The sequence below is a fragment of the Pseudoflavonifractor phocaeensis genome (assembly GCF_016901955.1).
Taxonomy (GTDB): Bacteria; Bacillota; Clostridia; order Oscillospirales; family Oscillospiraceae; genus Flavonifractor; species Flavonifractor phocaeensis_A.
Genome location: NZ_JACJLC010000030.1, coordinates 1 through 24,691, shown reverse-complemented (window position 1 = coordinate 24,691; position 24,691 = coordinate 1). Strand labels below are relative to the sequence as shown.

General features: G+C 60.3%; 24 protein-coding genes, 1 pseudogene and 1 riboswitch. Of the genes and pseudogenes, 13 read left to right on the top strand and 12 right to left on the bottom strand.

Annotation, left to right across the window (positions count from 1 at the left end):
- Positions 1-33: 33 nt before the first annotated feature.
- Positions 34-681 carry an endonuclease III gene (nth, locus tag H6B51_RS08680; protein ID WP_204883305.1) on the bottom strand — a complete coding sequence of 216 codons (648 nt, stop codon included), beginning with the start codon at positions 679-681 and terminating at the stop codon, positions 34-36.
- Between the two features lie 138 nt (positions 682-819).
- Between nth and H6B51_RS08675 the strand changes: the two genes are divergently transcribed.
- Entirely contained in the window at positions 820-2,061 is a 1,242-nt protein-coding gene (locus H6B51_RS08675; protein WP_275967515.1) for a serine hydroxymethyltransferase, read from the top strand.
- Between the two features lie 41 nt (positions 2,062-2,102).
- On the opposite strand, the gene H6B51_RS08670 is transcribed toward H6B51_RS08675, so the two are convergent.
- On the bottom strand, positions 2,103-2,600 hold the full coding sequence (locus tag H6B51_RS08670; RefSeq protein ID WP_204883304.1) for an SLOG family protein: 498 nt from the start codon (positions 2,598-2,600) through the stop codon (positions 2,103-2,105).
- Between the two features lie 140 nt (positions 2,601-2,740).
- Positions 2,741-2,870, top strand: a riboswitch (FMN riboswitch).
- Positions 2,871-2,947: 77 nt separating this feature from the next.
- Between H6B51_RS08670 and H6B51_RS08665 the strand changes: the two genes are divergently transcribed.
- The 6 genes from H6B51_RS08665 (at position 2,948) to H6B51_RS08640 (ending at position 9,515) form a co-directional block, all read left to right on the top strand.
- Positions 2,948-3,556, top strand: coding sequence for an ECF transporter S component (locus H6B51_RS08665; protein WP_204883303.1), 609 nt, complete (start codon positions 2,948-2,950; stop codon positions 3,554-3,556).
- Between the two features lie 130 nt (positions 3,557-3,686).
- The gene (gene dinB, locus H6B51_RS08660; protein WP_204883302.1) at positions 3,687-4,925 is read left to right on the top strand and encodes a DNA polymerase IV; all 1,239 of its coding nucleotides are present in this window, start codon (positions 3,687-3,689) and stop codon (positions 4,923-4,925) included.
- 198 nt (positions 4,926-5,123) lie between these two features.
- The gene (locus H6B51_RS08655) at positions 5,124-6,494 is read left to right on the top strand and encodes a radical SAM/SPASM domain-containing protein (protein ID WP_204883301.1); all 1,371 of its coding nucleotides are present in this window, start codon (positions 5,124-5,126) and stop codon (positions 6,492-6,494) included.
- Between the two features lie 173 nt (positions 6,495-6,667).
- Positions 6,668-7,690 carry an ABC transporter substrate-binding protein gene (locus H6B51_RS08650; RefSeq protein ID WP_204883300.1) on the top strand — a complete coding sequence of 341 codons (1,023 nt, stop codon included), beginning with the start codon at positions 6,668-6,670 and terminating at the stop codon, positions 7,688-7,690.
- Between the two features lie 105 nt (positions 7,691-7,795).
- A complete protein-coding gene (locus tag H6B51_RS08645; RefSeq protein WP_204883299.1) occupies positions 7,796-8,743 on the top strand; it encodes an ABC transporter permease in 948 nt (315 codons plus the stop codon).
- The gene (locus H6B51_RS08640; protein WP_204883298.1) at positions 8,736-9,515 is read left to right on the top strand and encodes an ABC transporter ATP-binding protein; all 780 of its coding nucleotides are present in this window, start codon (positions 8,736-8,738) and stop codon (positions 9,513-9,515) included. The genes H6B51_RS08645 and H6B51_RS08640 overlap by 8 nt, the downstream gene beginning before the upstream one ends.
- Positions 9,516-9,567: 52 nt before the next feature.
- Here the strand turns inward: H6B51_RS08640 and H6B51_RS08635 are convergent, their stop codons facing one another.
- Both H6B51_RS08635 and H6B51_RS08630 read right to left on the bottom strand, forming a co-directional pair.
- Positions 9,568-10,353: a type III pantothenate kinase gene (locus H6B51_RS08635; RefSeq protein WP_204883297.1), complete on the bottom strand. Its 786-nt coding sequence runs from the start codon at positions 10,351-10,353 to the stop codon at positions 9,568-9,570.
- An 18-nt stretch (positions 10,354-10,371) separates the two neighbouring features.
- Positions 10,372-10,839, bottom strand: coding sequence for a metallophosphoesterase family protein (locus H6B51_RS08630; RefSeq protein ID WP_204883296.1), 468 nt, complete (start codon positions 10,837-10,839; stop codon positions 10,372-10,374).
- A 72-nt stretch (positions 10,840-10,911) separates the two neighbouring features.
- Here H6B51_RS08630 and H6B51_RS08625 point away from each other — a divergent pair, with 72 nt between their 5' ends.
- From H6B51_RS08625 to H6B51_RS08615, 3 genes are read left to right on the top strand one after another with little or no spacing between them, the layout of a single operon-like run.
- Positions 10,912-11,169, top strand: coding sequence for a hypothetical protein (locus H6B51_RS08625; protein WP_204883295.1), 258 nt, complete (start codon positions 10,912-10,914; stop codon positions 11,167-11,169).
- Positions 11,170-11,199: 30 nt separating this feature from the next.
- On the top strand, positions 11,200-11,604 hold the full coding sequence (locus H6B51_RS08620; protein ID WP_204883294.1) for a hypothetical protein: 405 nt from the start codon (positions 11,200-11,202) through the stop codon (positions 11,602-11,604).
- Positions 11,597-11,866 carry a hypothetical protein gene (locus H6B51_RS08615; protein ID WP_204883293.1) on the top strand — a complete coding sequence of 90 codons (270 nt, stop codon included), beginning with the start codon at positions 11,597-11,599 and terminating at the stop codon, positions 11,864-11,866. Before H6B51_RS08620 ends, H6B51_RS08615 begins: the two co-directional genes overlap by 8 nt.
- On the opposite strand, the gene H6B51_RS08610 is transcribed toward H6B51_RS08615, so the two are convergent.
- Genes H6B51_RS08610 through trpS form a run of 4 tightly spaced genes read right to left on the bottom strand, consistent with a single transcriptional unit; the run spans position 11,829 to position 15,918 of the window.
- Positions 11,829-12,617 carry a hypothetical protein gene (locus tag H6B51_RS08610; protein WP_204883292.1) on the bottom strand — a complete coding sequence of 263 codons (789 nt, stop codon included), beginning with the start codon at positions 12,615-12,617 and terminating at the stop codon, positions 11,829-11,831. The two genes, H6B51_RS08615 and H6B51_RS08610, sit on opposite strands and share 38 nt — an antisense overlap.
- A 36-nt stretch (positions 12,618-12,653) precedes the next feature.
- The gene (wecB, locus tag H6B51_RS08605; RefSeq protein ID WP_204883291.1) at positions 12,654-13,802 is read right to left on the bottom strand and encodes a non-hydrolyzing UDP-N-acetylglucosamine 2-epimerase; all 1,149 of its coding nucleotides are present in this window, start codon (positions 13,800-13,802) and stop codon (positions 12,654-12,656) included.
- Positions 13,799-14,896, bottom strand: coding sequence for an MraY family glycosyltransferase (locus tag H6B51_RS08600; protein WP_204883290.1), 1,098 nt, complete (start codon positions 14,894-14,896; stop codon positions 13,799-13,801). Before H6B51_RS08600 ends, wecB begins: the two co-directional genes overlap by 4 nt.
- A gap of 20 nt (positions 14,897-14,916) precedes the next feature.
- Positions 14,917-15,918: a tryptophan--tRNA ligase gene (trpS, locus tag H6B51_RS08595; RefSeq protein WP_204883289.1), complete on the bottom strand. Its 1,002-nt coding sequence runs from the start codon at positions 15,916-15,918 to the stop codon at positions 14,917-14,919.
- A gap of 146 nt (positions 15,919-16,064) precedes the next feature.
- Between trpS and gltX the strand changes: the two genes are divergently transcribed.
- Positions 16,065-17,549: a glutamate--tRNA ligase gene (gltX, locus tag H6B51_RS08590; RefSeq protein WP_204883288.1), complete on the top strand. Its 1,485-nt coding sequence runs from the start codon at positions 16,065-16,067 to the stop codon at positions 17,547-17,549.
- Between the two features lie 54 nt (positions 17,550-17,603).
- A complete protein-coding gene (locus H6B51_RS08585) occupies positions 17,604-18,962 on the top strand; it encodes a PepSY1/2 domain-containing protein (RefSeq protein WP_204883287.1) in 1,359 nt (452 codons plus the stop codon).
- A 91-nt stretch (positions 18,963-19,053) separates the two neighbouring features.
- On the opposite strand, the gene H6B51_RS08580 is transcribed toward H6B51_RS08585, so the two are convergent.
- The 4 genes from H6B51_RS08580 to H6B51_RS08565 all read right to left on the bottom strand — a co-directional run bounded on the left by H6B51_RS08580 (position 19,054) and on the right by H6B51_RS08565 (position 23,619).
- On the bottom strand, positions 19,054-20,928 hold the full coding sequence (locus tag H6B51_RS08580; protein ID WP_418055061.1) for an ABC transporter ATP-binding protein: 1,875 nt from the start codon (positions 20,926-20,928) through the stop codon (positions 19,054-19,056).
- 4 nt (positions 20,929-20,932) lie between these two features.
- Positions 20,933-22,672, bottom strand: a complete 1,740-nt coding sequence (locus H6B51_RS08575; RefSeq protein WP_204883285.1) for an ABC transporter ATP-binding protein — start codon at positions 22,670-22,672, stop codon at positions 20,933-20,935.
- A 74-nt stretch (positions 22,673-22,746) separates the two neighbouring features.
- Positions 22,747-23,181 carry a MarR family winged helix-turn-helix transcriptional regulator gene (locus H6B51_RS08570; RefSeq protein ID WP_204883284.1) on the bottom strand — a complete coding sequence of 145 codons (435 nt, stop codon included), beginning with the start codon at positions 23,179-23,181 and terminating at the stop codon, positions 22,747-22,749.
- A 189-nt stretch (positions 23,182-23,370) separates the two neighbouring features.
- Positions 23,371-23,619, bottom strand: a complete 249-nt coding sequence (locus tag H6B51_RS08565) for a hypothetical protein (RefSeq protein ID WP_204883283.1) — start codon at positions 23,617-23,619, stop codon at positions 23,371-23,373.
- Between H6B51_RS08565 and H6B51_RS08560 the strand changes: the two are divergent.
- Positions 23,610-24,560: pseudogene (locus H6B51_RS08560) on the top strand (ParB/RepB/Spo0J family partition protein); the annotation flags it as partial. The gene H6B51_RS08565 and the pseudogene H6B51_RS08560 overlap by 10 nt on opposite strands.
- Positions 24,561-24,691 lie beyond the last annotated feature (131 nt).

The window sequence follows — 24,691 nt, the reverse complement described above, 5'->3', positions numbered from 1 at the left end:
CACACGGCCCCGCCTGCCCGGCGGGGCCGCTTTTTAATCTCCGGCGGTTTTATGGAAAAAGTCGCACCAGGGCCGCAGCGTGCAGTTCTGGCAGTCCGGCTTCCGGGCGGTACACACCGCCCGGCCGTGGAGCACCATCCGGTGGCAGAAGTCGCTGGATTCCTCCGGCGGCAATACCTGCCGCAGCTGGGCCTCGGTTTTCACCGGGTCCTTGGTGCCGTCGGTGAGACCCAGCTTGCCGGTGATGCGGATGCAGTGAGTGTCGGCCACCACCACCCCCGGGGTGTGGTACACGTCCCCCAGGATCAGGTTGGCCGTCTTGCGGCCCACACCGGGCAGCTTGAGCAGATCCTCCATATTGTCGGGCACCACCCCGCCATACACGTCGATGAGCATCCGGGCGGCAGCCACGATATCCCTGGCCTTGGCCCGGAAAAAACCAGTGGAATGGATGTAGCTCTCCACCTCGGCCACGTCGGCCTCCGCCAGGGACTCCAGGGTGGGGAAACGACCGTACAGCCCCGGCGTGACCATATTTACCCGCTCATCAGTACACTGGGCAGCCAGGCGGACGGCAAACAGCAGTTCATAGGGCTTGGGATATTGTAAGGAGCAAAGCGCGTCGGGATAGAGCCGCTTCAGCTCCTCCACAATGGCAAGAACCTCCTGTTGGTTTTTCATCAGATCACCTCGTTAGACAATATAGCACAGAACCAAACAAAAAACGAGTGGGTTTTTCCTATGGTGACGATTGTATTTTTTCCCCGCATCCATTATAATGGTTTAAATCGCTAAAATTTTGAAAGGTGGCGACAGAAATTGGTAAAGGATATCATGGAGTTTTTGACGGCCTCAGACCCTGAGGTGGGTCAGGCTGTCAGGGCGGAGTACGACCGTCAGCGGCGCAACATTGAACTCATCGCTTCGGAGAATTTCGTCAGCCCGGCGGTGCTGGCGGCAGCCGCCACGGTGCTCACCAATAAATACGCCGAGGGCTATCCCGGCAAGCGGTACTATGGCGGCTGCCAGTGCGTGGACGTGGTGGAGGACATTGCCCGGAAGCGGGCCTGTCAGCTCTTCGGCGCCGACCACGCCAACGTGCAGCCCCACTGCGGCGCCAACGCCAACTATGCCGTGTACCAGGCCCTGTGCAATGTGGGCGACACGGTACTGGGCATGGATCTGGCCAACGGCGGACACCTGACCCACGGTTCCCCTGTGAACTTCTCCGGCAAGAACTACAAGATCGTAGCCTACGGCGTCAACGACCAGGGCTACATTGACTACGACCAGGTGCGGGATCTGGCCAAAAAGCATCAGCCCAAAATGATCCTGGCCGGCGCCTCCGCCTATCCCCGGATCATCGACTTCAAGACCTTTGCCGACATCGCCCACGAGGTGGGAGCCTACCTCTTTGTGGACATGGCCCACATCGCCGGCCTGGTGGCCGCCGGGCTCCACCCCTCTCCCGTCCCCTATGCCGACGTGGTGTCCACCACCACCCACAAGACCCTCCGGGGCCCCCGGGGCGGCATGATCCTGTGCAAGGAGGAGTTGGCCAAGAAGATCGACTCGGCCATCTTCCCCGGCAGCCAGGGCGGCCCCCTGGAGCACATCATCGCTGCCAAGGCTGTGGCTCTGGGCGAGGCCCTCAAGCCCGAGTTCAAGACCTACCAGCAGCAGATCGTCAAGAACGCCGCTGCTCTGGCAGACGCACTGCTGAAGGAAGGCTTCGACCTGGTCAGCGGCGGTACCGACAACCACCTGATGCTGGTGGACCTGCGGCCCGCTCACCTCACCGGCAAGGAAATGGAGCACCGCCTGGACGAGGTGAACATCACCGTCAATAAGAACGCCATCCCCAACGACCCCGAGAAGCCCTTCGTCACCTCCGGTATCCGGGTGGGCACCCCCGCCGCCACCACCCGTGGCTTCCAGGAAGAGGATATGAAGGTCATCGCCCAGGTCATGTGGCGCACCGCCACCGACTTCGAGGGCAAGCAGGATCAGCTGCGGGATATGGTGGCCGGTCTCACCGCCAAGTATCCCCTGTACGATTGAAGATTCTAAAAAAGCTGCCGCGGAAATCCTGCGGCAGCTTTTTACGTATTGAGGATCTTCAGGGACAGGCCCTGCTTCATGGCGTAGGAAATGGTATACATGGTCCCTCCCAGCAGTCCGTCGTACACAGCGATAAGATGGGACGCATGATCCACCAGGTAGCGGTCCCGGCGAAGCATACAATTCCGGTCATATTTGCGCTGGACCATAGTCTCCAGATCACAGGCGGCCACCAGGGCGAAATACCGGTCCCGGTCCCGCTCGGTCCAGCGGGCTGCCTGGGTCTCACAGGGGAGCACCGCCTCTATGGTAACGTCCGGATACCGCTCCCGCAGATCCAGTACCGCCTCACAGAAATAGAAGTCGGCACCCCGGGCCATGCCGCACAGAAAATGCCGCATTCCTTTCCCGTATGCCCCCTCTACGGCGGCGGCCAGCCGGTCTTTCAGATCCAGGCAGCGGGGATCCCGCTCATCTTCCCGCCAGGGCAGCTTCTCCGGCCGGTGGCCGGTAAAGCAGCAGCTGTTCTCCCGTCTCACGGCCGCCCCTCCTTTTTGATATGGTATCCATATTGTATGTGCTCCCAGAAAGAAAGTCAACCCTAAATCGAACATTTGTTTTAATCAAAAAAACCTTGCAAATCATTATGTAATGTGTATAATGAAAGTGGAAACTGAATGACTGTCTTCAGGGCAGGGTGAAACTCCCGACCGGCGGTATAGTCCGCGAGCCAGCTTGGCCGACCCGGTGAAATTCCGGGACCGACAGTAACGCGCTTGGGCGCGAAGTCTGGATGGAAGAAGACGTGTAGCACCACTGGCACGCTCCCATTGCGCACCCTGAAGAACGGCACCTTCAGAGAGTAAGCGAATGAGGAGTGTTTTTTATGTCCCAGATGACATCCGCCCGGCGGCGGGTGAATACCCGGGCCCTGACGGTCACCGCCATGTTCTCCGCCGTGGCCTTTGTGCTCATGTTTTTGGAGTTCTCCATTCCTGTAGTCATTCCGAGCTTTGTGAAGATGGACGTGTCCGAGTTGCCCGCCCTGCTGGCCGCTTTCGGTCTGGGCCCGGTGTACGGCGTGGTGGTCTGTCTGGTAAAGAACCTGCTCCACTTGCTGGTCACTACCACCGGCGGCGCCGGAGAGCTGGGCAACTTCCTGCTGGGCGCCTGCTTCATCCTCCCTGCCGGCCTGATTTACCATATGCACAAGTCCCGGAAAAACGCCATCATTGGCGCGCTGGTGGGCGCCGTGATCATGGCTCTTATGTCCATCCCCTTGAATTACTATATTACCTACCCCGTTTACTCCAACTTTATGCCCATCGACGCCATTTTGGGTATGTATCAGGAGCTGCGTCCCTCTACCAACAGCCTGCTGGAGTGCCTGATGATCTTCAACGCCCCTTTTACCCTGGCAAAGGGCCTTATTGATGCCGCCCTCTGCTTCCTGATCTACAAGCCACTCTCCCCTATCATCCACGGGAGACGATAATCTCAACGGCCTGCCTGTCTCCAAGGCAGGCTGTTTTTTTCCCTCAGGAATAGAACAATTGTTTGACTTTCTGCTGGATCCGGTCTATGATATCCATAGAACCGTAAAACCGTAAAAAGGAGGCCGGATGATGGACCGGGTGATTCTGCACTGTGATCTGAACAGCTTTTACGCCTCGGTGGAGCTGCTGGAACACCCTGAGCTGTGTAACAGACCAGTGGCGGTGTGCGGCGACCCGGAGAGCCGTCACGGCATCATCCTGGCCAAAAACGAACCCGCCAAAAAATACAAGGTCCAAACCGCAGAGACCATCTGGCAGGCCAGGCGGAAATGCCCTGATCTGGTGCTCCTCCCTGCCCACCACTGGAAATACCGGGCATATTCCGGGAAGGTCAATCGTATCTATGAGCGATACACCGATTTGGTGGAGCCCTTCTCCATTGATGAGAGTTGGTTGGATGTGACAGGCACCCTCCACCTCTTCGGCGGAAACGGCAAAGCCTTGGCTGATGAGATCCGCCGGGTCGTGCGGGAGGAGCTGGGCCTCACCCTGTCGGTGGGAGTTTCCTTTAACAAGGTCTTTGCTAAAATGGGCAGCGATTATAAAAAACCAGACGCCACCACTCTCATCACCCGGGAGAATTTTCAGCAGCTGCTGTGGCCTCTGCCGGTGACTGACCTGCTCTTTGTGGGCAAGGCGGCAGCCAACGTGCTGAACGGTTATGGCATCCGCACCATCGGGGACCTAGCCCGATTCGACCGGGACAGCCTGGGGCGTATCCTTGGCAAGGGAGGATACACCCTCCACGACTACGCCACCGGCCGGGAACACGCCCCAGTGCTCCCAGCCCGGGAGATGCCCGGCCCTAAGTCAGTGGGCAACGGCCTCACTTATCCCCGGAACCTGACAGGATGGGAGGAGCTGCGCACCGCTCTTTCCGAGCTGGCCGACGAGGTGGCCGCCCGGCTGCGCAAGCACGGGCTGAAGGCCACCACCCTCCAGCTCACCATCCGGGACCCCGGCTTCAAGGACATCTGCCGGCAGAAGCGGCTCTCCGCCCCCACCTATGTCTCCAGGGATCTGACCCAGTGTGCCATGGAGCTTGCCTATGCCACCTGGCAGGAACAGGCGCCGGTGCGTGCCCTTACCATCACTGCCCAGAATCTGGTGGAGGAGAAGGACGCCGGAGAGCAATTGGACCTCTTTGCTGCCGGGTCCATCCCCCGTCGGGATAAGCTGGAGAAGCTGGAAAAGGCTATGGACTCCATCCGGGACAGATACGGCCGGAGCGCCATCACCCTGGCCTCTGCCGTTCACAGCGCCGAAAAGGACAACCGTGAGGACAGCCGCCTGCCGCCCACCGAATAAAATATACTGAATATTATTTTGTGGTCTTTAATATTATATAGAATCTGACAAAAGATCTGAAAGATTTTTAAGCAAACTGCTGTTTCTGTCCAGAGTTTGGACAGGTTTCGTCTTTTGTCTATTTTCATGTGGGGAAAGAAACGGTATTATGGCACATAAACAAAGCCTTTGAGTGCCGCGAAAGGGGAACTTAATACAATGAATATTCCTGACAGCCTGAAGCGTTACGGATTGGCCAAGGTATTTGATTACCTGGATAAAGCCCCCATGAACAATATGCGCAAGGTCATGGATCTGGTCAACAAATTTGCCGGCGACCAGCTGGACGTCCAGCGGAATGCCTTTGACAACGCCATCAATGATGTGAACTCTCCCGCCCACAAGCTTATTGAGAAGGTGTGGACCGAGACCGATTCCGACGTACTCAAAACGATCTTCAACAACTTCTTTGTCAACGCCAACCTGGTGGGCTGGCCCAAGCAGGAGAAGATGCGGGAGAAGTACGGCTGCAACATCCCCTGGGCCATTCTGCTGGACCCCACCTCCGCCTGCAACCTCCACTGTACCGGCTGCTGGGCGGCGGAGTACGGCAACAAGCTCAACCTGACCTTTGATGAGATCGACTCCATCATCACCCAGGGCAAAGAGCTGGGCATTTATATGTACATCTATACCGGCGGCGAGCCCCTGGTGCGCAAGAAGGACCTGATCGCTCTGTGCGAAAAGCATAACGACGTGGCCTTCCTGTCCTTCACCAACGCCACCCTTATCGACGAGGAATTCTGCCAGGATCTGCTGCGGGTGCGCAACTTTATCCCCGCCATCAGCCTGGAGGGCTTCGAGGAGGCCAACGACAGCCGCCGTGGCCAAGGCGTCTACGAGAAGGTCACCACCGCCATGGCCCTGCTGAAGAGTCACAAGCTGCCCTTCGGCATCTCTACCTGCTATACCAGCGTTAACTATAAGGATATTACCAGCGAAGAATTTTTCGATAAGATCATCGATCTGGGCGCCTACTTTGTGTGGTTCTTCCACTATATGCCCGTGGGTAACGACGCTGCCCCCGAGCTCATGCCCAACCCTGAGCAGCGTGAGGAGATCTATCACCGTATCCGCCACCTGCGGAGCACCAAATCCATCTTTGCCATGGACTTTCAGAACGACGGTGAGTACGTGGGTGGGTGCATCGCTGGCGGTCGCCGCTACCTCCACATCAATGCCAATGGCGATGTGGACCCCTGCGTGTTCATCCACTACTCCGACTCCAATATCCGCGAGAAGTCCCTGCTGGACTGCCTGCGCTCTCCCCTGTTTATGGCTTACCATGACGGGCAGCCCTTCAACGAGAACATGCTCCAGCCCTGCCCCATGCTGGAGAACCCCCAGTGCATTGAGAAGATGGTCCGAGAGACCGGCGCCCACTCTACCGATCCCCAGTCCCCCGAGACCGTGGAGCACCTGACCTCCAAGACCCACCCCTACGCCGACAACTGGGCTCCCACTGCCCAGAAGCTGTGGGAGCAGTCCCACCCCTCCGCCTGCGCCGGCTGCGCTGGCTGCGGCAAATAAGCAAACAGCACAAAGGCGCGCCTGGAAATCCCTGGGCGCGCCTGTATTTTGCCCTATTTTTCTGTCAGAAAAATAACATACTTGACTTTTGGACTTTTAAGTGCTAAACTGCAAAATTAGTACAGGTATGTCTCTTGCACCATACCCACACACACGAAAAGAGGTTTTGTCCAATGAAGAAAAAGATTCTGGCCGGACTGCTCTCCGGTGCTATGGCCCTTTCCCTGGCCGCCTGCGGCGGCGGTGGCGGCGGCGCCGCCAACACCCCCGCCGGCAACAGCTCCACTCCCTCCACCTCCGGGACCACTCCTGTCAGCGGAGAGAGCTACACCGTGGGCATCTGCCAGCAGATGACACACGAGGCGCTGGACGCCGCCACCCAGGGCTTCAAGGACGCCCTCAACGAGAAGCTGCCCGGTCAGGTCACCTTTGAGGAGCAGGACGCCGGCGGCGAGTACGCCAACTGCGGCACCATCATGGACGGCTTCGTGGCACAGGGCGTGGATCTGATCCTGGCCAACGCCACCTATCCCCTCCAGGCCGCCGCCTCAGCCACCGCCGACATCCCCATCCTGGGCACTTCGGTCACCGACTACGCCACCGCTCTGTCCATTGAGGACTGGACCGGCACTGTAGGGGGCAATATTTCCGGCACCTCCGACCTGGCTCCCCTGGATCAGCAGGCCGACATGCTCCAGGAGCTCTTCCCCGATGCCACCAACGTGGGGCTGCTCTACTGCTCCGGCGAGCCCAACTCGGTGTATCAGATCGAGACAATCCAGGGTTATCTGGAGGAGATGGGCTACACCTGCACCCAGTACGCCTTTACCGATGTGAACGACCTGTCCTCTGTGGTCCAGACCGCCTGTGACGGCTCTGACGTGATCTACGTCCCCACCGACAACACCGCTGCCGCCAACACGGAGACCATCGCAAACGTGGTCATCCCCGCCGGGGTGCCTGTCATCGCCGGTGAGAGTGGCATCTGCTCCGGCTGCGGCGTGGCCACCCTGTCCATCAGCTACTACGACATCGGCTACAAGACTGGCGAGATGGCCGCTCAGATCCTCACCGGGGAGGCCGACATCTCCACTATGCCCGTAGAGTTCGCCCCCAACGTGACCAAGATGTACAACGCGGCCAACTGCGAGGCTCTGAACCTGACCATGCCCGAGGGTTACGAGCCCATCGCCTGAGTGCTCCGGCAAAGGGCCCAATATAAGGGCGGAGAAGGGACTTCCCTTCTCCGCTCTTTTCTGGTATACTAGTAAGGATTCAATTCTATTTTTGGAGGCAGATCCATGGACGTCCTGATCTCATTCATCAACTCCCTGCCCGGCGCCTTCGGACAGGGATTGGCCTGGGGCATCATGGCCATCGGGGTGTATATCACCTTCCGCATCCTGGATGTGGCCGACCTGACGGTGGACGGCTCCCTGGCCACCGGCGGCGCGGTGGCTGCCCTGTGCATCAGCCAGGGCTGGAACCCCTGGCTGGCCCTGGTGATGGCTATCCTGGCCGGTATGCTGGCCGGACTTGTCACCGGCCTGCTCCACACCGCCTGCGGCATTCCCGCTATCCTGGCGGGCATTCTGACTCAGCTGGCCCTTTATTCCATCAACCTGCGCATCATGGCTATTGGCAGCGACGCCAAGACCAAGGCCACCCTGGCCCTCAGCGTGGACAAGCAGGAGCTGCTCATTTCCTCCCGGTATATCCGGGCCCTGGATCTGACCAATCCCCTCTTCCTGCTGGTCATTCTCACCGTGGTGGTCATCGCCCTGCTCTACTGGTTCTTCGGCACCGAGCTGGGTTGCTCCCTCCGGGCCACCGGCGCCAATCAGGCCATGGCCCGGGCTCAGGGCATCAACACCAACTCCTGCAAGGTGCTGGGCCTGGTGGTGTCCAACGGCCTGGTGGCCCTGTCCGGCGCTCTGCTGGCCCAGTATCAGGGCAGCTCCACCGTGGATATGGGCCGGGGCGCCATCGTCATCGGCCTGGCCGCTGTTATCATCGGCGAGGTACTGCTGGGCAAGGTCTTCCGCAACTTCGCTCTGAAGCTGCTCTCCTCCGTCATTGGCGCTATCATCTACTATGTGGTCATCACCCTGGTGCTCCGGCTGGGTCTGGAGTCCACCGACCTGAAGCTGCTCACCGCCCTGGTGGTGGCCCTGTTCCTCACCATCCCCTATTGGAAGGGGCGCTACTTTACCAAGACGGTTCGGAAGGAGGCTGGGTCCAATGCTTGAGGTACGGGAGCTCTACAAGACCTTCAACCCCGGCACCATCAATGAGAAGCGGGCCATGAACGGCCTGTCCCTCACCCTGGAGGACGGGGACTTTGTCACCGTCATCGGCGGCAACGGCGCCGGCAAGTCTACCCTGCTCAACCTGGTGGCCGGGGTGTTTCCCCCGGACAGCGGCACTATCTCCATTGATGGCCAGGATGTGACCCGCCTACCTGAGCACAAACGAGCCAAATATATCGGCCGGGTGTTCCAGGACCCCATGATGGGTACTGCCGCCACCATGGGCATTGAGGAAAACCTTGCTCTGGCCTATCGCCGGGGCAAGAATCGGGGTCTGCGCTATGGCATCACTCACGCCGAGCGCAAGCTGTACCGGGAGAAGCTGGCTATTCTTGGATTGGGTCTGGAGGACCGGATGACCAGCAAGGTGGGTCTGCTGTCCGGCGGACAGCGGCAGGCCCTCACTCTGCTGATGGCTACCCTCCAGAAGCCCAAGCTGCTGCTTCTGGACGAGCACACTGCCGCCCTGGACCCCAAAACGGCGGCCAAGGTGCTGGAGACCACTGAGACCATCGTCCAGCGGGACCGTCTTACCACCCTGATGATCACCCACAACATGCGGGACGCCATCGCCCACGGCAACCGACTCATTATGATGGACTCCGGACGCATCGTGGCGGATATCCGGGGGGAGGAAAAAAAGAATCTCACCGTTCAGGATCTGCTGGACAAATTCCACGTGGAGAGCGACCGGATGCTGCTGAGCGAGTAAGAAAAGCCATAAAAATGCCTGGGTACCTCACAGTACCCAGGCATTTTTATACTTACAGTCTCCCGATGCCCTTCTCCCGCTCATAGATGATGCGCAGGCCGTCCAGCACCAGCTGTGGGTCCACCACGTCGATGAGATCGGTGTTATCGGCCACCATCCGGGCCAGGCCTCCGGTGGCGATCACCTTCACATCGGGCTCCCCTATCTCCGCCTTGGCCTGGCGGATCAGGTACTCCATGGCTCCGATATAGCCCATCACCGCCCCCGCCTGGATCTGGCCCACGGCGGTGGTACTCAGCACGGTTGCCGGCTTCACCAGCTCCACCCGGGGCAGCAGTGCGGTTTTTTGGAACAGACCGTCAATGGACACCCGCACCCCGGCGGTAATGCACCCCCCCAGATAGACCCCCTCTCGGCTCACCGCGTCCAGGGTGGTGGCGGTGCCGAAGTCCAGCACGATGAGAGGAGTGCCGTACTTGGCCATGGCGGCGATGTCCGCCGCCGCCCGGTCAGGCCCCAGCCGCTCCTCACTGGCGCAGGGCACATAGGGCAGCCGGGGGTCCAGACCGTCGTCCACCACCAGGGGGGTCTTGCCCACATACTTCTTCATGGCGTTGGACAGGGTGTGCATCACCTGGGGCACCACCGAGCCAATGACCACGTCGTCGATCCGCGCCAGCTCCAGCCCAAACCGCTGGAAATACTGGCACACCAGCAGCCCCAACTCGTCGGAGGTACGGTCGCTGTTGGTCATGGTTCGGAAGCTGCCCTTCAGCTCCGCTCCCTCATAGATGCCAAATACCATATTGGTGTTGCCCACATCGATCGCTAACAGCATACCTTTTTCCTTCCCTTCTTACACATGACTGAGATAACACACCGCGCCGCTGTCCTCCAGCACAGCCACCCCGTAGCTGGCCTCCCGGAAGGAGCCTACCGAGCCGGGGTTGAGGATCCACAGGCCGTTTTCAAACTTGCAGAAGGGCTCGTGGGTATGGCCAAAGCACAGCAGCCTGGCCCCCTCCTCCCGGGCGGATCGCACTGCCAGAGCCATACTCATTTTCACATGATAGATATGGCCGTGGGTCATGAGGATCTTCACCCCGTCCAGGGTGAACAGCCGCTCCTCGGGCAGATCGGGCCGCTGCCCATCGCAGTTGCCCGGTACATAGGTCAGGGGAATGTTGGGAAATTTCTCGGCCAACGCCTCGGCGTCCCGTACCAGATCCCCCAAATGGAAGATGCGGTCCGGGCTCTCCAGCCGTACGGCTTCCTCCATATTAGCCACGTTACCGTGGGAATCAGAAAAAATCAGCACTTTCATAGGATCACCTTCCAGTCAGCGGCACATATAATGAGACGAAGGCCACTATATTTTAGAGATGGAGTTGATGGTATGGACCGGCAAACGGACAACATGGCCGCCCAGCTGCGGAAAAACAAGGACCTGCTGGAGCGGGTGGTGCGTTCGGACGACGCCCAGCGGCTCATGGAACTGCTCAACCGGAAGGCGGGCGGCGGACTGAAGGAGGCTGCCGACGCCGCCGTTCAGGGGGACCCTGCCGCCCTTCTGGATATGGTGCGCCAGGTCATGGGGACCCAGGAGGGCGCAAAACTGGTAGAACGGCTCAATCAGACCGCGCCCAAATCATAATCCCGCAATGGAGGGAAGGAGGGATGGCCCGTGGCCCAGTTGGAGGAACAACTCAACCAGATCCTGGGCGATCCCCAGGCCATGGAGCAGATCCTGGCTCTGGCCCAGTCCCTGTCCGGTAAGGGGCAGGAAAACCAGACCCCTCCCCCGGAGGAGCCGCCCTCCGGGCAGGAGGAGGCTGGCCGGGAGCCCTCCCCCCTCTCCGCCCTGTCCGGGGTGGATCCCAAGCTGCTTCAACTGGGGATGGGCCTTTTATCGGAGTACTCCGCCCAGGACGACCGAAAGACCGCCCTGCTGGAGGCTCTACGTCCCTTTCTGAAGCAGTCACGACAGGAGAAGATCGACCAGGCCGTCCGCATCGCCCGGCTGAGCCGGGTGGTCCGGACTGCCTTTCAGATGCTGGGCCGACAGGGAGAGGAGGAGGCCCATGTATAACCGCTACATCCCCAACGGAGCCTCCTTCACCCGAATTCCGGAGGAGGACGCACCTCCACCCCGTGAAGAGAAGCGCCCCCCGGAGGCGGGGGGCAAGACAAAGCCGGGAGCTCTGAGCCAGCTGCTGAAGGGCCTGAAGCTGGATCAGCTGGACAGCGGGGACGTGCTGCTGCTGCTGATCCTCCTCTTTCTTTTTCTGGAGGGGGACGATATGGAGCTGGTCATCACTCTTGCGCTGGTGTTGCTGCTTGGTCTGAGCTAGCCCGCGCATGGAGCACCGTCCCATCGGGCAGGATAAAACGGGCATCCTCAGGCACCGGCCGCTCCACCGTGTAGGCGGACATCCGGTAAACCAGCTGGCCATCCAGGCGGGTCTCCGCCCCGGCCAGCAGACCACTGTCCACCGACACCCAGTACCGCTCCACATAGCCCAGGCTGTCGGGCTCCAGCTCCACAAAGATACAGGCCACGCCCTCCTTTTCCTCATAGCCGGCGGCGGCAATGAACTTCGGGTCCAGGTCCAGCAGATCCTCATAGGTGGGGATGCGCTGCCCCTCCAGGTCGGCAGACCCGTCCTGGGCGGGACCGGTCATTACTCGGCTGTTCCCCTCATACCACAGCCAGAACTGATCCTCTCCCACAATGGAGTGGCGGACCGTGCCGCCGGGCAGGGTCGCGGTGGTATGGGTCCAGCCGTCGTCCACCCAGACCTCCGCCCGAGTGACGCCGCTCTCCCCTTCTCCCCAGAAGTCCTCGATGGTCACCAAACGGCCATAGCTGTCCGGCCGGGTGAGGGTGCGGGAGATCACGTTCTGTACGGTCTCGGGAGTAACTTCCACCCGCAGGATGCCGTCCTCCTGCTGAGGGGACTGGCTTTGGCTGGCTTCCGGGGCTGGCAGCTGGATGCGGGCGGTATCGGGGGCAAAGAGGGCCACCCCAAAGCTGGACAGCATGGCCACGGTGATGACAATGCCGATGAGCACCACCAGAATATTGCGATTGCGCCGTTCCATGGAGCTCACCTCCCGGGGCAGTGTGTCCTGTGTATCTTATGCCTGGAACTCCGCCGGAGGCTGATCCAGCAGACCGAACTTCCAGAGGATGGCGTCTGTGATCCGGCGGCAGGCAAAACCGTCGCCGTAGGGATTTACCGCGTGGGCCATGGCATGGTAGGCCTCCTGGTCGGTGAGCAGCTGGGAGGCCAGGTGGAAAATGGTCTCCTCCTCGGTGCCGGCGATCTTCACCGTGCCCGCCGTCACAGCCTCGGGGCGCTCGGTCTCCCGCCGGAGGACAAGCACCGGCCGGCCCAGGGCGGGGGCCTCCTCCTGGAGCCCGCCGGAGTCAGTCATCACCAGGTAGGACCGGGCCATCAGGTTGTGCATCTCCTCCACGTCCAGAGGGTCGATCAGGTGGATGCGGTCATGGCCGGAGAGGTACTTGGCCGCCGCCTCCCGTACCACGGGGGACAGGTGGACTGGGTAGACCAGCTCCACATCCTCAAAGGTCTCGGCCACCCGCCGCAGGGCGGTCATGATGTTGGCCATGGGCTGGCCGTAGTTTTCCCGGCGGTGACAGGTGACCAGGATGATCTTTTTGCCGGTATAGTCCAGCCCGTTCAGCAGTTCATTTGCAAAGTGATAATCCTTTACAACCGTGGTTTTCAGGGCGTCGATGACGGTGTTGCCGGTGATGAACACCCCGCCGTCAATGCCTTCCCGTGCAAGGTTTTCCCGATTCGAGGGGGTGGGACAGAAGTGAAGATCGGCAATATCCCCCACCAGTTTCCGGTTCATCTCCTCCGGAAAGGGAGAATACTTGTCACCCGTCCGCAGGCCGGCCTCCACATGACCCACCATGATCTGCTGATAGAAAGCGGCCAGAGCCCCGGCGAAGGTGGTGGAGGTGTCCCCGTGGACCAGCACCAGGTCGGGCCTGGCCTCCTGGAGCACCCCCTCCATGCCCAGCAGGCACTTGGTGGTGATGGTGGACAGGGTCTGCCGGGGCTCCATGATGTTCAGGTCGTAGTCAGGCTTGAGCTGGAAAATATCCAGCACCGCATCCAGCATCTGTCGGTGCTGGGCGGTGACGCAGCAGATGGACTGGATCTCGGGCCGGCTCTGGAGCTCCTTCACCAGGGGAGCCATTTTGATGGCCTCCGGACGGGTGCCGAAGATGGTCATAACACGGATCTGCTTCATTCCTCTTTTTCCTCCTCTTGCTGGAGCTCCTGCTGTTCCTTTTCTTTACGGTTGTTGCTCATAAAGATGTGTCCGGCGATGGCCCCGGCAAAGCACAGGGCCATCATCAGCAGCATGGCCTTCACCGGACCGCTGGTGGTGAGCACCACGGCGGACAGGCCCAGGATACCGCTGATGATATAGAGCACCGCCACCGCCTGCTTCTGGTTGAAGCCCATATCGATGAGCCGGTGGTGCACATGACTGCGGTCGGCGTGCATGGGGCTCTGGCCGTGGGCGATGCGGCGGATGAAGGCAAAGCAGGTGTCAAAAATCGGCAGGCCCAGCATGAGGAAGGGCACCGCGAAGGAAATGATGGTGTAGAACTTGAACAGGCCCTGCACCGACACCACCGCCAGGATGAAGCCCAGGAAGGTGGAGCCGGTGTCCCCCATGAAGATCTTGGCAGGGTTCAGGTTGTAGGGCAAAAAGCCGACGCACGCGCCGGCCAGGGCGGCCATAAGGATGGCGGTCTCTCCTTCGATCACCACCAGAGCAATGACCAGCAGGGTCATGGAGCTGATGGTGGACACGCCGCAGGCCAGGCCGTCCAGGCCGTCGATGAGGTTGACGGCGTTGGTGATGGCCACGATCCACAGCACGGTCACCGGGATGGACAGCCAGCCCAGATCCCAGTACAGATTGGAGGAGAACACGTTGGGATTGGACAGCGTCTCGATCACATTGCCCGAGAGCACCGCCACCAGGGCGGCGCCGATCTGGATGAGGAACTTCAGCTTGGCGCCCAGGGCGTAGATATCATCAAAAATGCCCAGCACAACGATAATGGTAGCTCCCAGCAGCATCCCGCGCATGGAAGGGGTACGATCCAGAAAGATCAGCACGCTGAGCAGGAAGCCCAGATAAATGGCAAGTCCGCCCATCCGGGGAATGGGGTGATCGTGCATCCTGCGGTTGTCCTTAGGCACGTCCACCGCGCCCATTTTAAAGGCCAGGCTCTTGACCACCGGTGTGGCCACCAGAGCCACCAGGAAGGCCACCACCAGGGCGGCCGCCACCATCCCCATCAGGGGTAACTCAGATAGAATCGGCATCGGAAACAGGCTCCTTTTGATCAGCGGGGCAGAAAGCCCACCTTTTTGTACACCTTGCGCAGGGTCTTTTCCGCCACATAGGCGGCCTTCTCAGCGCCGGCGCGATAAACCCCTTCCAGGTAGGCCTTGTCGGCCAGCAGGCGCTGGGTCTCCTCCCGGATAGGCCGGAGCAGCTCTACCACCGCCTCCCCTACCACGGGCTTGAAGGCGCCATAGCCTTTGCCCTCAAACTGGGCCTCGATGGCCTCATAGCTCTCTCCGGTGATGGCAGAGTAAATGCTCATCAGGTTGGACACGCCGGGTTTGGCCTCCCGGTCGTAGTGGACGCATCGCTCGGTGTCGCTGTCGGTGATCGCCCGCTTGAACTTGCGCATGATGTCTTCCGGCTTTTCCATCAAAAAGACACAGCCCTCGGGGATGGACTTGCTCATCTTGGTATCTGGCTGGTTCAGGCTCATGACCCGGGCCCCTGCCTTGGGGATGTAGGGCTGGGGCACCTTGAACACATCGCCATGGAGATGGTTGAAACGGGTGGCCACGTCCCGGCAGATCTCCACGTGCTGCTTCTGGTCCTCCCCCACCGGCACGAAGTCGGGCTGGTAGAGCAGGATGTCGGCGGCCATCAGACAGGGATAGGTGAACAGGCCAGCGTTGATATTGTCGGCGTGCTTGGCGGCCTTGTCCTTGAACTGAGTCATGCGGGAGAGCTCCCCGAACATGGTATGGCAGGCCAGCACCCAGCCCAGTTCGGCGTGCTGGTGGACGTGGGACTGGACAAAGATGGTGTTCTTTTCCGGGTCCAGACCGCAGGCGATGTAGGTGGCGATCTGGGTCAGGGTCCGCCGGCGCAGCTCCGCCGCCTCCTGCCGCACGGTGATGGTGTGCAGGTCGGCCATGAACCAATAGCAGTCAAACTGATCGGAGAGCTCCGCCCAGTTCTTGATGGCTCCCAGATAATTGCCCAGATGGAGGTCGCCGCTGGGCTGGATTCCAGACAGAAGGACTTTCTTCTCGTTTTCCATGGTAAAACGCACCTCATAAGAGTGATTATTGACGGAAAGGGCCCAAGGCCCCATGTTTCTCTATCATAGCATATCCAAATGCCCTTGACAATCCTTAGAAGAAAAAATAGAATAGGAAGATGAATTTGAAAAAGGAGTCTGTTCCTATGGATATGAACTGGTTTGACGAGATGGAGGCCCGCATCCCCCACGACGGGGTGCGTACTCGATTTGCCCCCTCCCCCACCGGCTATATGCACGTGGGCAACCTGCGCACCGCCCTGTACACCTGGCTCATCGCCCGGCACAGCGGCGGGAAATTCATTCTCCGCATCGAGGACACCGACCAGGAGCGCCTGGTGGAGGGCGCTACCGAGGTCATCTACAACACCCTGCGCAAGTGCGGCCTGACCTGGGACGAGGGACCCGACCTGGGGGGCCCGGTGGGACCCTACATCCAGACCCAGCGCCGGGACCTTTATGGCAAGTACGCCCACCGGCTGGTGGAGCTGGGACAGGCTTATTACTGCTTCTGCGAGAAAACTGAGTCCGAGGAGGACTCCGGCCAGTTTGACCGAGCTGCCGATCCCTGCCGTGATCTGGACCCCCAGACCGCCAAGGCCCGTGTGGAGGCGGGAGAGCCCTATGTCATCCGCCAGAAGATCCCCAACCAGGGTACCACCACCTTCTCCGACGTGGTATTCGGGGACATCACCGTGGAAAACGCCACCCTGGACGACCAGGTGCTCATCAAGCGGGACGGCCTGCCCACCTATAACTTCGCCAACGTCATTGACGACCACCTGATGGGTATCACCCACGTGGTCCGGGGCAGCGAGTACCTGTCCTCCGCCCCCAAGTACAACCTGCTCTACCAGGGCTTCGGCTGGGAGGTACCCACCTATATCCACTGCTCTCCTGTCATGCGGGATCAGCACAACAAGATGAGCAAGCGCAAGGGGGACCCCTCCTATGAGGATCTCATTGCCATGGGCTACCTGTCCGAGGCAGTGGTAAACTATGTAACTCTGCTGGGCTGGTCTCCCCGTGGGGAATACGCCGAGCGGGAGTTCTTTACCCTGGCCGAGCTGGCGGAGGTGTTCGACATCGGTGGCATCTCCAAGTCCCCCGCCATCTTCGACATGGAAAAGCTGAAGTATTTTAACGCTAACTATTTGCGTTCCCTCTCCCCCGAGGCCTTCTACCAGGGAGCGGAACCCTATCTGAAAGAGGCCGTCAAAACTCCCGGCATCGACCTGAAGCTTATCGCCCCCCTGGTGCAGCCCCGGTGCGACACCTGGCTGGACATCGCTCCCCAGGTGGACTTCTTCGACGAGCTGCCGGAGTACTCCAACGAACTGTACTGCCACAAGAAGATGAAGACCAATGAGGAAAACTCCCTGGAGGCTCTGGGGCAGGTGCTGCCGGTGCTGGAGGGCCTTGACCACTGGACCTACGACGCCATTCATGACGCCCTCATCGGTCTGGCTCAAAAGCTGGAGCTGAAAAACGGCCGGGTCATGTGGCCGGTGCGTACCGCCCTGTCCGGCAAGGCGGTGACTCCCGGTGGCGCGGTGGAGCTGTGCCACATCCTGGGCAAGGAGGAATCTCTCCGCCGCATCAGACTGGGAATGGCTCAGCTGGCAAAATAAGAAAATCATATCAGCCCCTCTTTTACGCAACCTAAGGTAAAAGGGGGGCTTTTTATGTCCAAATCGAGAAAACGGGCGGTTGTCGTCACCTTCCTGGCCACCGCCTTTGTCATCACCGCCGGGTTCGCCGTTCAAGGCCATGTCCGGGCGGCCCAATACCGCCGCCAGCTGGACAACGGCTACCGCTACGCCTTCGCCCAGCTCACCACCGCCACGGGAGAGCTGGAGACCGCTCTGACCAAGGTGAGCCACGCCACCTCTCCCGCCCTGTTCGCCGCTCTGTGTGCCCAGACCTATGCTCAGGCCCAGGCAGCCCAAACCGCCTTAGGCCAGCTGCCCTACGGCAATGTAGAGCTGGAACAGACCGCCGCCTTCCTGGCTCGGGTAGGAGACTACGCCATGTCCCTGGCCCAGGGCACCTCAGCGGAGCTGGTATGTACTGAGGACCACCGGGCCACCCTGGCGGCCCTGGCAGACAACGCCCAGGCCCTTTCCCTCACCCTGGAGACCATTCAGGCTCAGCTGAGCGCCGGCGCCATGGGCCCGGAGGGACTGGAGGAGGCCACCGCCCGGCTGGCCGCCGCCGATGGCCAGGGGCAAGAGCTGGGGGGCTCCGCCTTCCAGAGCGTGGAGGCCGACTTTCCGGAGGTTCCCACTCTGATCTATGACGGTCCTTTCTCCCAGCACCTGGAGGAACAGACCTGCCGGATGCTGGAGGGTCTGCCCCAGGTCAGCGAGGAGGAGGCCAGAGCGGCTGCCGCCGCCTTTCTGGGTCTTCCGGAGGAGGTATTCACCCTCACCGCCAAGAGCGAGGCAAACGTACCCGTTTATGGCTTTTCCGCCCTGGTGGACGGAGGCCAGCTCTACGTGGAGGTAACCTGCCAGGGCGGGCAGATCTGGGAGGTGTTCACCTCCCGTGTACCCGGTGAGGCCGTCCTTAGCCGGCAGGAAGCCTGTCAACTGGCCGCCGGGTTTCTGGCCGATAAGGGCTACCCCCATATGGAGCCCAGCTACTATCTGGAGCAGGATGGTGCGCTGTGGATCCATTTTGCCCCGGTGGAGGACGGGGTGTACTGCTACCCCGATCTGGTGAAGGTGGCGGTGGCTCTGGACACCGGGACGGTGTGCGGATTTGAGGGGGCGGGCTATCTCACCCACCACGGGGACCGCTCCTTCCCCACCCCCGCCGTGGACGTTCAGACCGCCCAGGCCCTGGTGGACCCCTCCCTCACCGTTTTGTCCCACCAGCTGGCCCTCATCCCCACCGGCGGGGAGTACGAGGTGTTCTGCCATGAGTTCAAGTGTCAGGCCGCCGACGGCAGCCATGTGCTCATCTACGTCAACGCTCAGACAGGAAAGCAGCAGAACATCCTCCTGCTGCTGGAGGATGAGAGCGGTACGCTGGTGATCTGAGCACGCGAAGATCCGTCGCTTGCGCTCAGGATGACAAGAAATGGGCCTGCCGCATCATTGTGCGGCAGGCCCGTTTGCGTGTGGATGGGTCTTATTCCAGCTCGAACGCGCCGGTATACAGCTGATAGTACAGGCCGTGCTGGCTGATCAGATCCTCGTGATCGCCCCGTTCCACGATGCGCCCGTGGTCCAGCACCATGATGGCGTCAGAGTTGCGGACAGTGGACAGCCGATGGGCGATGACAAACACGGTGCGGCCGCACATCAGGGCGTCCATGCCCCGCTGGACAATGGCCTCGGTGCGGGTGTCGATGGAGGAGGTGGCCTCGTCCAGGATCATCACCGGGGGATCGGCCACCGCCGCCCGGGCGATGGCGATGAGCTGCCGCTGGCCCTGGGACAGGTTGGCGCCGTTGCCGGTGAGCATGGTGTCATACCCCTGGGGCAGCCGGCGGATAAAGTCGTCGGCGTTGGCCAGGGCGGCGGCGGCCTCCACCTCCTCGTCGGTGGCGTCCAGATTGCCGTAGCGGATGTTCTCCCGGACGGTGCCGGTAAAGAGGTTGGTGTCCTGGAGCACGATGCCCAGGGAACGCCGCAGATCGGGCTTGTGGATGTCGTTGATGGAGATGCCGTCGTACTGGATCTTACCGTCGGCAATGTCGTAGAACCGGTTGATCAGGTTGGTGATGGTGGTCTTGCCCGCGCCGGTAGCTCCCACGAAGGCCAGCTTCTGGCCGGGCTTGGCGAAGAGGGAGATGTCGTGGAGGATGGTCTTGCCCTCCTCGTAGGCAAAGTCCACGTGGTCGAACCGCACGTCGCCGGCCAGCCTGGTGTACTTATAGCTGCCGTCCTCCTGGGGCACCTTCCAGGCCCACAGATTGGTGCGCTGGGTGGTCTCATGGAGGACGCCCTCCTTGTCGAAGGACACGTTCACCAGGGTGACCTTGCCGTGATCGGCCTCCACCGGCTCATCCATCAGGTCAAAGATCCGCTGGGCGCCCGCCAGAGCCATGACCACCGAGTTGAGCTGCTGGGAGATCTGGCTGATAGGGTTGGACAGGCTCTTGGACAGCTGGAGGAAGGTGGCGATGACGCCCAGGGTGATACCGGGGCCGATACCGCTGAGGGCCAGGGCGCCGCCGGCCATGGCGATGATGACGTACTGGACGTTGCCGATGTTGATAAGGATGGGCATGAGGATGTTGGCGTACTTGTTGGCCTTGTCGGCGCTCTCAAAGAGGGCGTCGTTGACCTTGTTGAAGCCCTGCTGGGCCTCCTCCTCGTGGCAGAAAACCTTGACCACCTTCTGGCCGTTGATCATCTCCTCGATATAGCCGTTCAGGTCGCCCAGCTTCACCTGCTGACGGACAAAGTAGCGGCCGCTGCGGCCAGCCAGCACCCGGGTCACCGTCAACATACAAACGATGCACACAATGACCACGCCGGTGAGCAGCAGGTCGGTGGTGAGCATACCGATGAAGGCCACAATGATCATCATCAGGGAGTTGATGACCTGGGGGATGCTCTGGGAGAACATCTGCCGCAGGGTATCCACGTCGTTGGTGTAGACACTCATCACGTCGCCGTGGGCGTGGGTATCAAAGTATTTGATAGGCAACTCCTGCATATGGCCGAACAGGTCGTCCCGGATCTTCTTCTGGACGCCCTGGGAGATAACCACCATCAGGCGGTTGTAGGCCAGAGCACAGATGGTTCCCACCAGATACAGGCAGGCCATCATAGCCAGGGCCCGGATCAGGCCGTCAAAGACCGGGTTGTCCATGGCCAGCAGGGGGGTGATATAGTCGTCGATGAGGGAGCCCAGGAAGAGGGAGCCGGACACAGAGGCGATGGCGCTGACCAGGATGCACATCAGCACCAAAATGAACCGCAGTCCGTAGCCCCGGCCCACGTAACTCATAAGCCGCCGGACGGTGTGGGACTTTTTCACGGGAGAGGGTTTCATATGCTTATTCATCCTCGCTGCCTCCCTTCGTCTGGGACTCATAGATCTCGCGGTAGATCTCGCAGCTCTCCAGCAGCTGCTGGTGGTTGCCCATGGCGGCGATCCTGCCGCCGTCCATCACCAGGATCTTGTCGGCGTCCTCAATGGAGGAGATGCGCTGAGCGATGATGAACTTGGTGGTCTCGGGGATCTCCTCCCGGAAGGCCTTGCGGATCAGGGCGTCGGTCTTGGTGTCCACGGCGGAGGTGGAGTCGTCCAGGATGAGGATCTTGGGCTTCTTCAGCAGGGCACGGGCGATGCACAGCCGCTGCTTCTGGCCGCCGGACACGTTGGAGCCGCCCTGCTCGATGTGGGTGTCGTACTTGTCGGGGAACTCCTGGATGAAGGGGTCGGCCTGGGCCAGCTTGCACACCCGGACCATCTCCTCGTCGGTGGCCTCCTTGTTGCCCCAGCGCAGGTTCTCCTTGATGGAGCCGGAGAAGAGCACGTTCTTCTGGAGCACCATGGCCACCTGCTCCCGCAAGGCCTCCATGTCGTAGTCCCGCACGTCCACGCCGCCCACCAGCACCCGGCCCTCGGTGGCGTCGTACAGGCGGGGGATCAGCTGGACCAGGGTGGTCTTGGAGGTACCGGTACCGCCCAGGATGCCCACGGTCTCGCCGGAGTTGATGGTCAGATTCACATCCTTCAGGCACTCCTTGGCGGGGTCCTTGGCATAGCTGAAGCTGACGTTCTCAAACACCACGGAGCCATCCTTCACCTCATGGACGGGATCGGGACCATTCTTCAGGTCGCTCTCCTCGTTGAGCAGCTCAATGATCCGCTCGGCGGAGGCCCGGGAGATGATGATCATCACCAGCACCATGGACAGCATCATCAGGCTCATAAGGATCATCATGATATAGCTGAACATGCTGGTCAGCTGGCCGGTGGTCAGCTGACCGCCTACCACCAGGTTGGCGCCCAGCCAGGACACGGTGAGCATACAGGCGTAGACGCAGATCTGCATCAGAGGCATGTTGAAGGCCACGATCTTCTCGGCCTTGGAGAAGTCCATGTAGATCTCGTTGGACACCTTGCCGAACTTCTCCTTCTCGTGGTCCTCCCGGACGAAGGACTTCACCACCCGGATGCCCAGCAAGTTCTCCTGCACCACGTTGTTCAGCCAGTCGTACTTCTTGAACACCCGCTCAAAGAGAGGATGGGCCGACTTCATGATGATCAGCAGTCCCACCGCCAGGATGGGGATGACGATGAGGAAGATGAGGGCCAGCTGGGGGTTGATGGTAAAGGTGAGCGCCCAGGCACAGATGAGCATGATGGGGCAGCGCACCGCGATACGGATGACCATCATGAAGGCCATCTGGACGTTGGTCACGTCGGTGGTCAGGCGGGTGATAATGCCGCCGGTGGAGAATTTGTCGATGTTGGAAAAGGAAAACTTCTGCACGTTCTCATACATATCCCGCCGCAGGTTGCGGGAGAAGCCGGTGGACGCCCGGGCGGCGAACCGGCCGGACAGGGCGCCCAGCAGCAGCGCGATGAGGGCCATGGCCACCACCGTCAGGCCATACTGCAGGATGTGGGCCATGCTGCCCGCCTTGACCCCTTCGTCCAGCAGCTTAGCGGTCATCAAGGGGATCAGTACGTCAAAGGCCACCTCACCGATGACGAAAATGGGGGTGAGGATGGTGTCCCGCCAGAACTCCTTGATGCAGCTGGTCAAGCCGCGTTTTTTCTTCATAGGGTTCCCTCCTTAGGATTTGCTTGCGCCGCGGAACAGACCGCGGACGCGCTGTAAGCCGTCCAGCGGGCGGCTTACATGAGATTCCGTTTGAGTTTTTCCACCGTGGCAAGGAACTGCTGGATCTCCTCCTGAGTCAGGCCCTGGGTAAGCATACCCTCCACGCTGCCGATCCGATCCATCACCTGCTGATAAAGCGCGTCGGCCTTGGGGGTGGTGGTCACCCGCTTGAGCCGGGCGTCCCGCTCCACCGCCTGCCGGATAATGAAGCCCTGGGCCTCCAGCCTCTTCAGCAGCCGGGAGGCCGTGGACCGCCGGATGTAGAAGGCCTCTTCAATATCCTTCTGACAGATCTCCTGGTCCCGGTTCTGAGCCAGGAAGCCCAGCACCTTCACCTGCATTTCGGTGAAGTCGTCGCCGCTCCGGGTGACCGACAGCTCCAGCACCTTACGCCGCAGCAGATTGGACAGGGCCTTGATCTCATAGCCCATGTGGCGTTCCTGCCGCATGCCGTCATCTCCTTTGTTTGTTCTGCACTCAGTTTAGTTCCTTTGCTAACTGTTGTCAATGCGCATCATTCACAAAAGCGACTGTCCGGTACAAGATCATTTCTGTGCCCAAAGCGCATGGCCTTGAGGGCGCAAAAACAGCGTGTGCCAGGATCCACTGGCGCACGCCGTAATGTATCACGATTCGCTTTACGATAGCCGGACGGGAATCTTGCTCCCGTTCAGCAAGATATAGTCTACTTGCTCCAGATCCAGCGGCTGGGCAAACAGCATATATTCCACGCCGTCCCCATCGGTGTTGCTGTCGCTGAAGCTGTGACCGTCCCCCCGGCTCAACACAGTTCCGTCCTTGAGCACCACACACACATCGCCGGCACAGGGTATCTTGAACTCCACCCCGACCAGTTCATCGTAGTTGGGCTCCCCCTCAGCCCGCAAAGGAGGCCGCTCCCCCGGAGCAAGGTGTGACGGAGCCGGCTGTGCCGCCCCGCCCTGTGGAGGAAGGAAAGCTGGTCTATCTGAAACTTTCCGAACCCCATCCGTTCCATACATTCCGCCCCCATCCGTTCAAGGTGCGGGACGATGCCAAAATGCAGGAAACCGTGGCATCCATCAAGCTCAACGGCGTTATGGTGCCCGGCCTTGCCCGCCCAGAAAAGGACGGAAACGGCTATGAGATTGTGGCAGGCCATCGCCGCTGCCGTGGCAGCGAGCTGGCTGGGCTGGAGGAAATGCCCTTTATTGTCCGGGATATGACCGACCACGAGGCGGTGGAGGCCATGAAGGACAGCAACAAGCAGAGGGATCAGATGCTCCCCAGCGAACTGGCCGCCCTTTTGGATCTGGAGGTAGAGGACATCAAGCACCAGGGCTCCCGGCTGAAAAATGTGGCCGAGGGCGATGTGGGGAAACGCTCGGTTGAAATCGTGGGCGAGGCGCATGGCATGAACTATAAAAAGGTCATGCGGTATCTGCGCCTTAACCACCTTGTCCCGGAGCTCATGGATAAGGTGGACGATAAAAAGATGGGCTTCATGCCTGCGGTGGAGCTTTCCTATATCAAGCCGAAAAATCAAAGACTGATTGCCGTTTCCATTGACGGGGAACAGGCGTCCCCCTCTCTGGCCCAGGCGAAACAGCTCCGGGAGCTGGATAAGGAAGGCAAGCTCAACGGCGATGTGATTGACGGCATATTAAGCGAAAAGAAAAAGGAGGATCGCGGCGTGATTATTTCGATGGCTGAACTGGAGAAATATTTTGGCAAGGAGGCCACTCCCGCCAAAATGAAGGAGCAGATCATGACTTTGCTGGACGAGTGGAAGGAGAAACAGCCGCCCGAGCTGGCAAAGGCTCCGAAAAAGATGGAAAAAGACAAGTAACCCGACCACACTTCGAGACAAATTGGAGCTGTTGACAAAGTCCACACAATCCCAAGAGTAAATGGTAGAATAGAGTTACATGGGGGTGGGAGAATGCAACTGAAGCTCCATATGGTGACGATAGAAGATCT

What these genes read in the sequence shown, in the direction of transcription:
- H6B51_RS08630 (WP_204883296.1), bottom strand. Translation starts at nt 10,839, where the DNA reads ATGAAAGTGCTGATTTTTTCTGATTCCCACGGTAACGTGGCTAATATG.
- nth (WP_204883305.1), bottom strand. Translation starts at nt 681, where the DNA reads ATGAAAAACCAACAGGAGGTTCTTGCCATTGTGGAGGAGCTGAAGCGG.
- H6B51_RS08655 (WP_204883301.1), top strand. Translation starts at nt 5,124, where the DNA reads ATGAATATTCCTGACAGCCTGAAGCGTTACGGATTGGCCAAGGTATTT.
- H6B51_RS08615 (WP_204883293.1), top strand. Translation starts at nt 11,597, where the DNA reads ATGTATAACCGCTACATCCCCAACGGAGCCTCCTTCACCCGAATTCCG.
- trpS (WP_204883289.1), bottom strand. Translation starts at nt 15,918, where the DNA reads ATGGAAAACGAGAAGAAAGTCCTTCTGTCTGGAATCCAGCCCAGCGGC.
- H6B51_RS08575 (WP_204883285.1), bottom strand. Translation starts at nt 22,672, where the DNA reads ATGAAGAAAAAACGCGGCTTGACCAGCTGCATCAAGGAGTTCTGGCGG.
- dinB (WP_204883302.1), top strand. Translation starts at nt 3,687, where the DNA reads ATGGACCGGGTGATTCTGCACTGTGATCTGAACAGCTTTTACGCCTCG.
- H6B51_RS08625 (WP_204883295.1), top strand. Translation starts at nt 10,912, where the DNA reads ATGGACCGGCAAACGGACAACATGGCCGCCCAGCTGCGGAAAAACAAG.
- H6B51_RS08665 (WP_204883303.1), top strand. Translation starts at nt 2,948, where the DNA reads ATGTCCCAGATGACATCCGCCCGGCGGCGGGTGAATACCCGGGCCCTG.
- H6B51_RS08600 (WP_204883290.1), bottom strand. Translation starts at nt 14,896, where the DNA reads ATGCCGATTCTATCTGAGTTACCCCTGATGGGGATGGTGGCGGCCGCC.
- H6B51_RS08570 (WP_204883284.1), bottom strand. Translation starts at nt 23,181, where the DNA reads ATGCGGCAGGAACGCCACATGGGCTATGAGATCAAGGCCCTGTCCAAT.
- H6B51_RS08635 (WP_204883297.1), bottom strand. Translation starts at nt 10,353, where the DNA reads ATGCTGTTAGCGATCGATGTGGGCAACACCAATATGGTATTTGGCATC.
- gltX (WP_204883288.1), top strand. Translation starts at nt 16,065, where the DNA reads ATGGATATGAACTGGTTTGACGAGATGGAGGCCCGCATCCCCCACGAC.
- H6B51_RS08610 (WP_204883292.1), bottom strand. Translation starts at nt 12,617, where the DNA reads ATGGAACGGCGCAATCGCAATATTCTGGTGGTGCTCATCGGCATTGTC.
- H6B51_RS08580 (WP_418055061.1), bottom strand. Translation starts at nt 20,928, where the DNA reads ATGAAACCCTCTCCCGTGAAAAAGTCCCACACCGTCCGGCGGCTTATG.
- H6B51_RS08650 (WP_204883300.1), top strand. Translation starts at nt 6,668, where the DNA reads ATGAAGAAAAAGATTCTGGCCGGACTGCTCTCCGGTGCTATGGCCCTT.
- wecB (WP_204883291.1), bottom strand. Translation starts at nt 13,802, where the DNA reads ATGAAGCAGATCCGTGTTATGACCATCTTCGGCACCCGTCCGGAGGCC.
- H6B51_RS08585 (WP_204883287.1), top strand. Translation starts at nt 17,604, where the DNA reads ATGTCCAAATCGAGAAAACGGGCGGTTGTCGTCACCTTCCTGGCCACC.
- H6B51_RS08640 (WP_204883298.1), top strand. Translation starts at nt 8,736, where the DNA reads ATGCTTGAGGTACGGGAGCTCTACAAGACCTTCAACCCCGGCACCATC.
- H6B51_RS08645 (WP_204883299.1), top strand. Translation starts at nt 7,796, where the DNA reads ATGGACGTCCTGATCTCATTCATCAACTCCCTGCCCGGCGCCTTCGGA.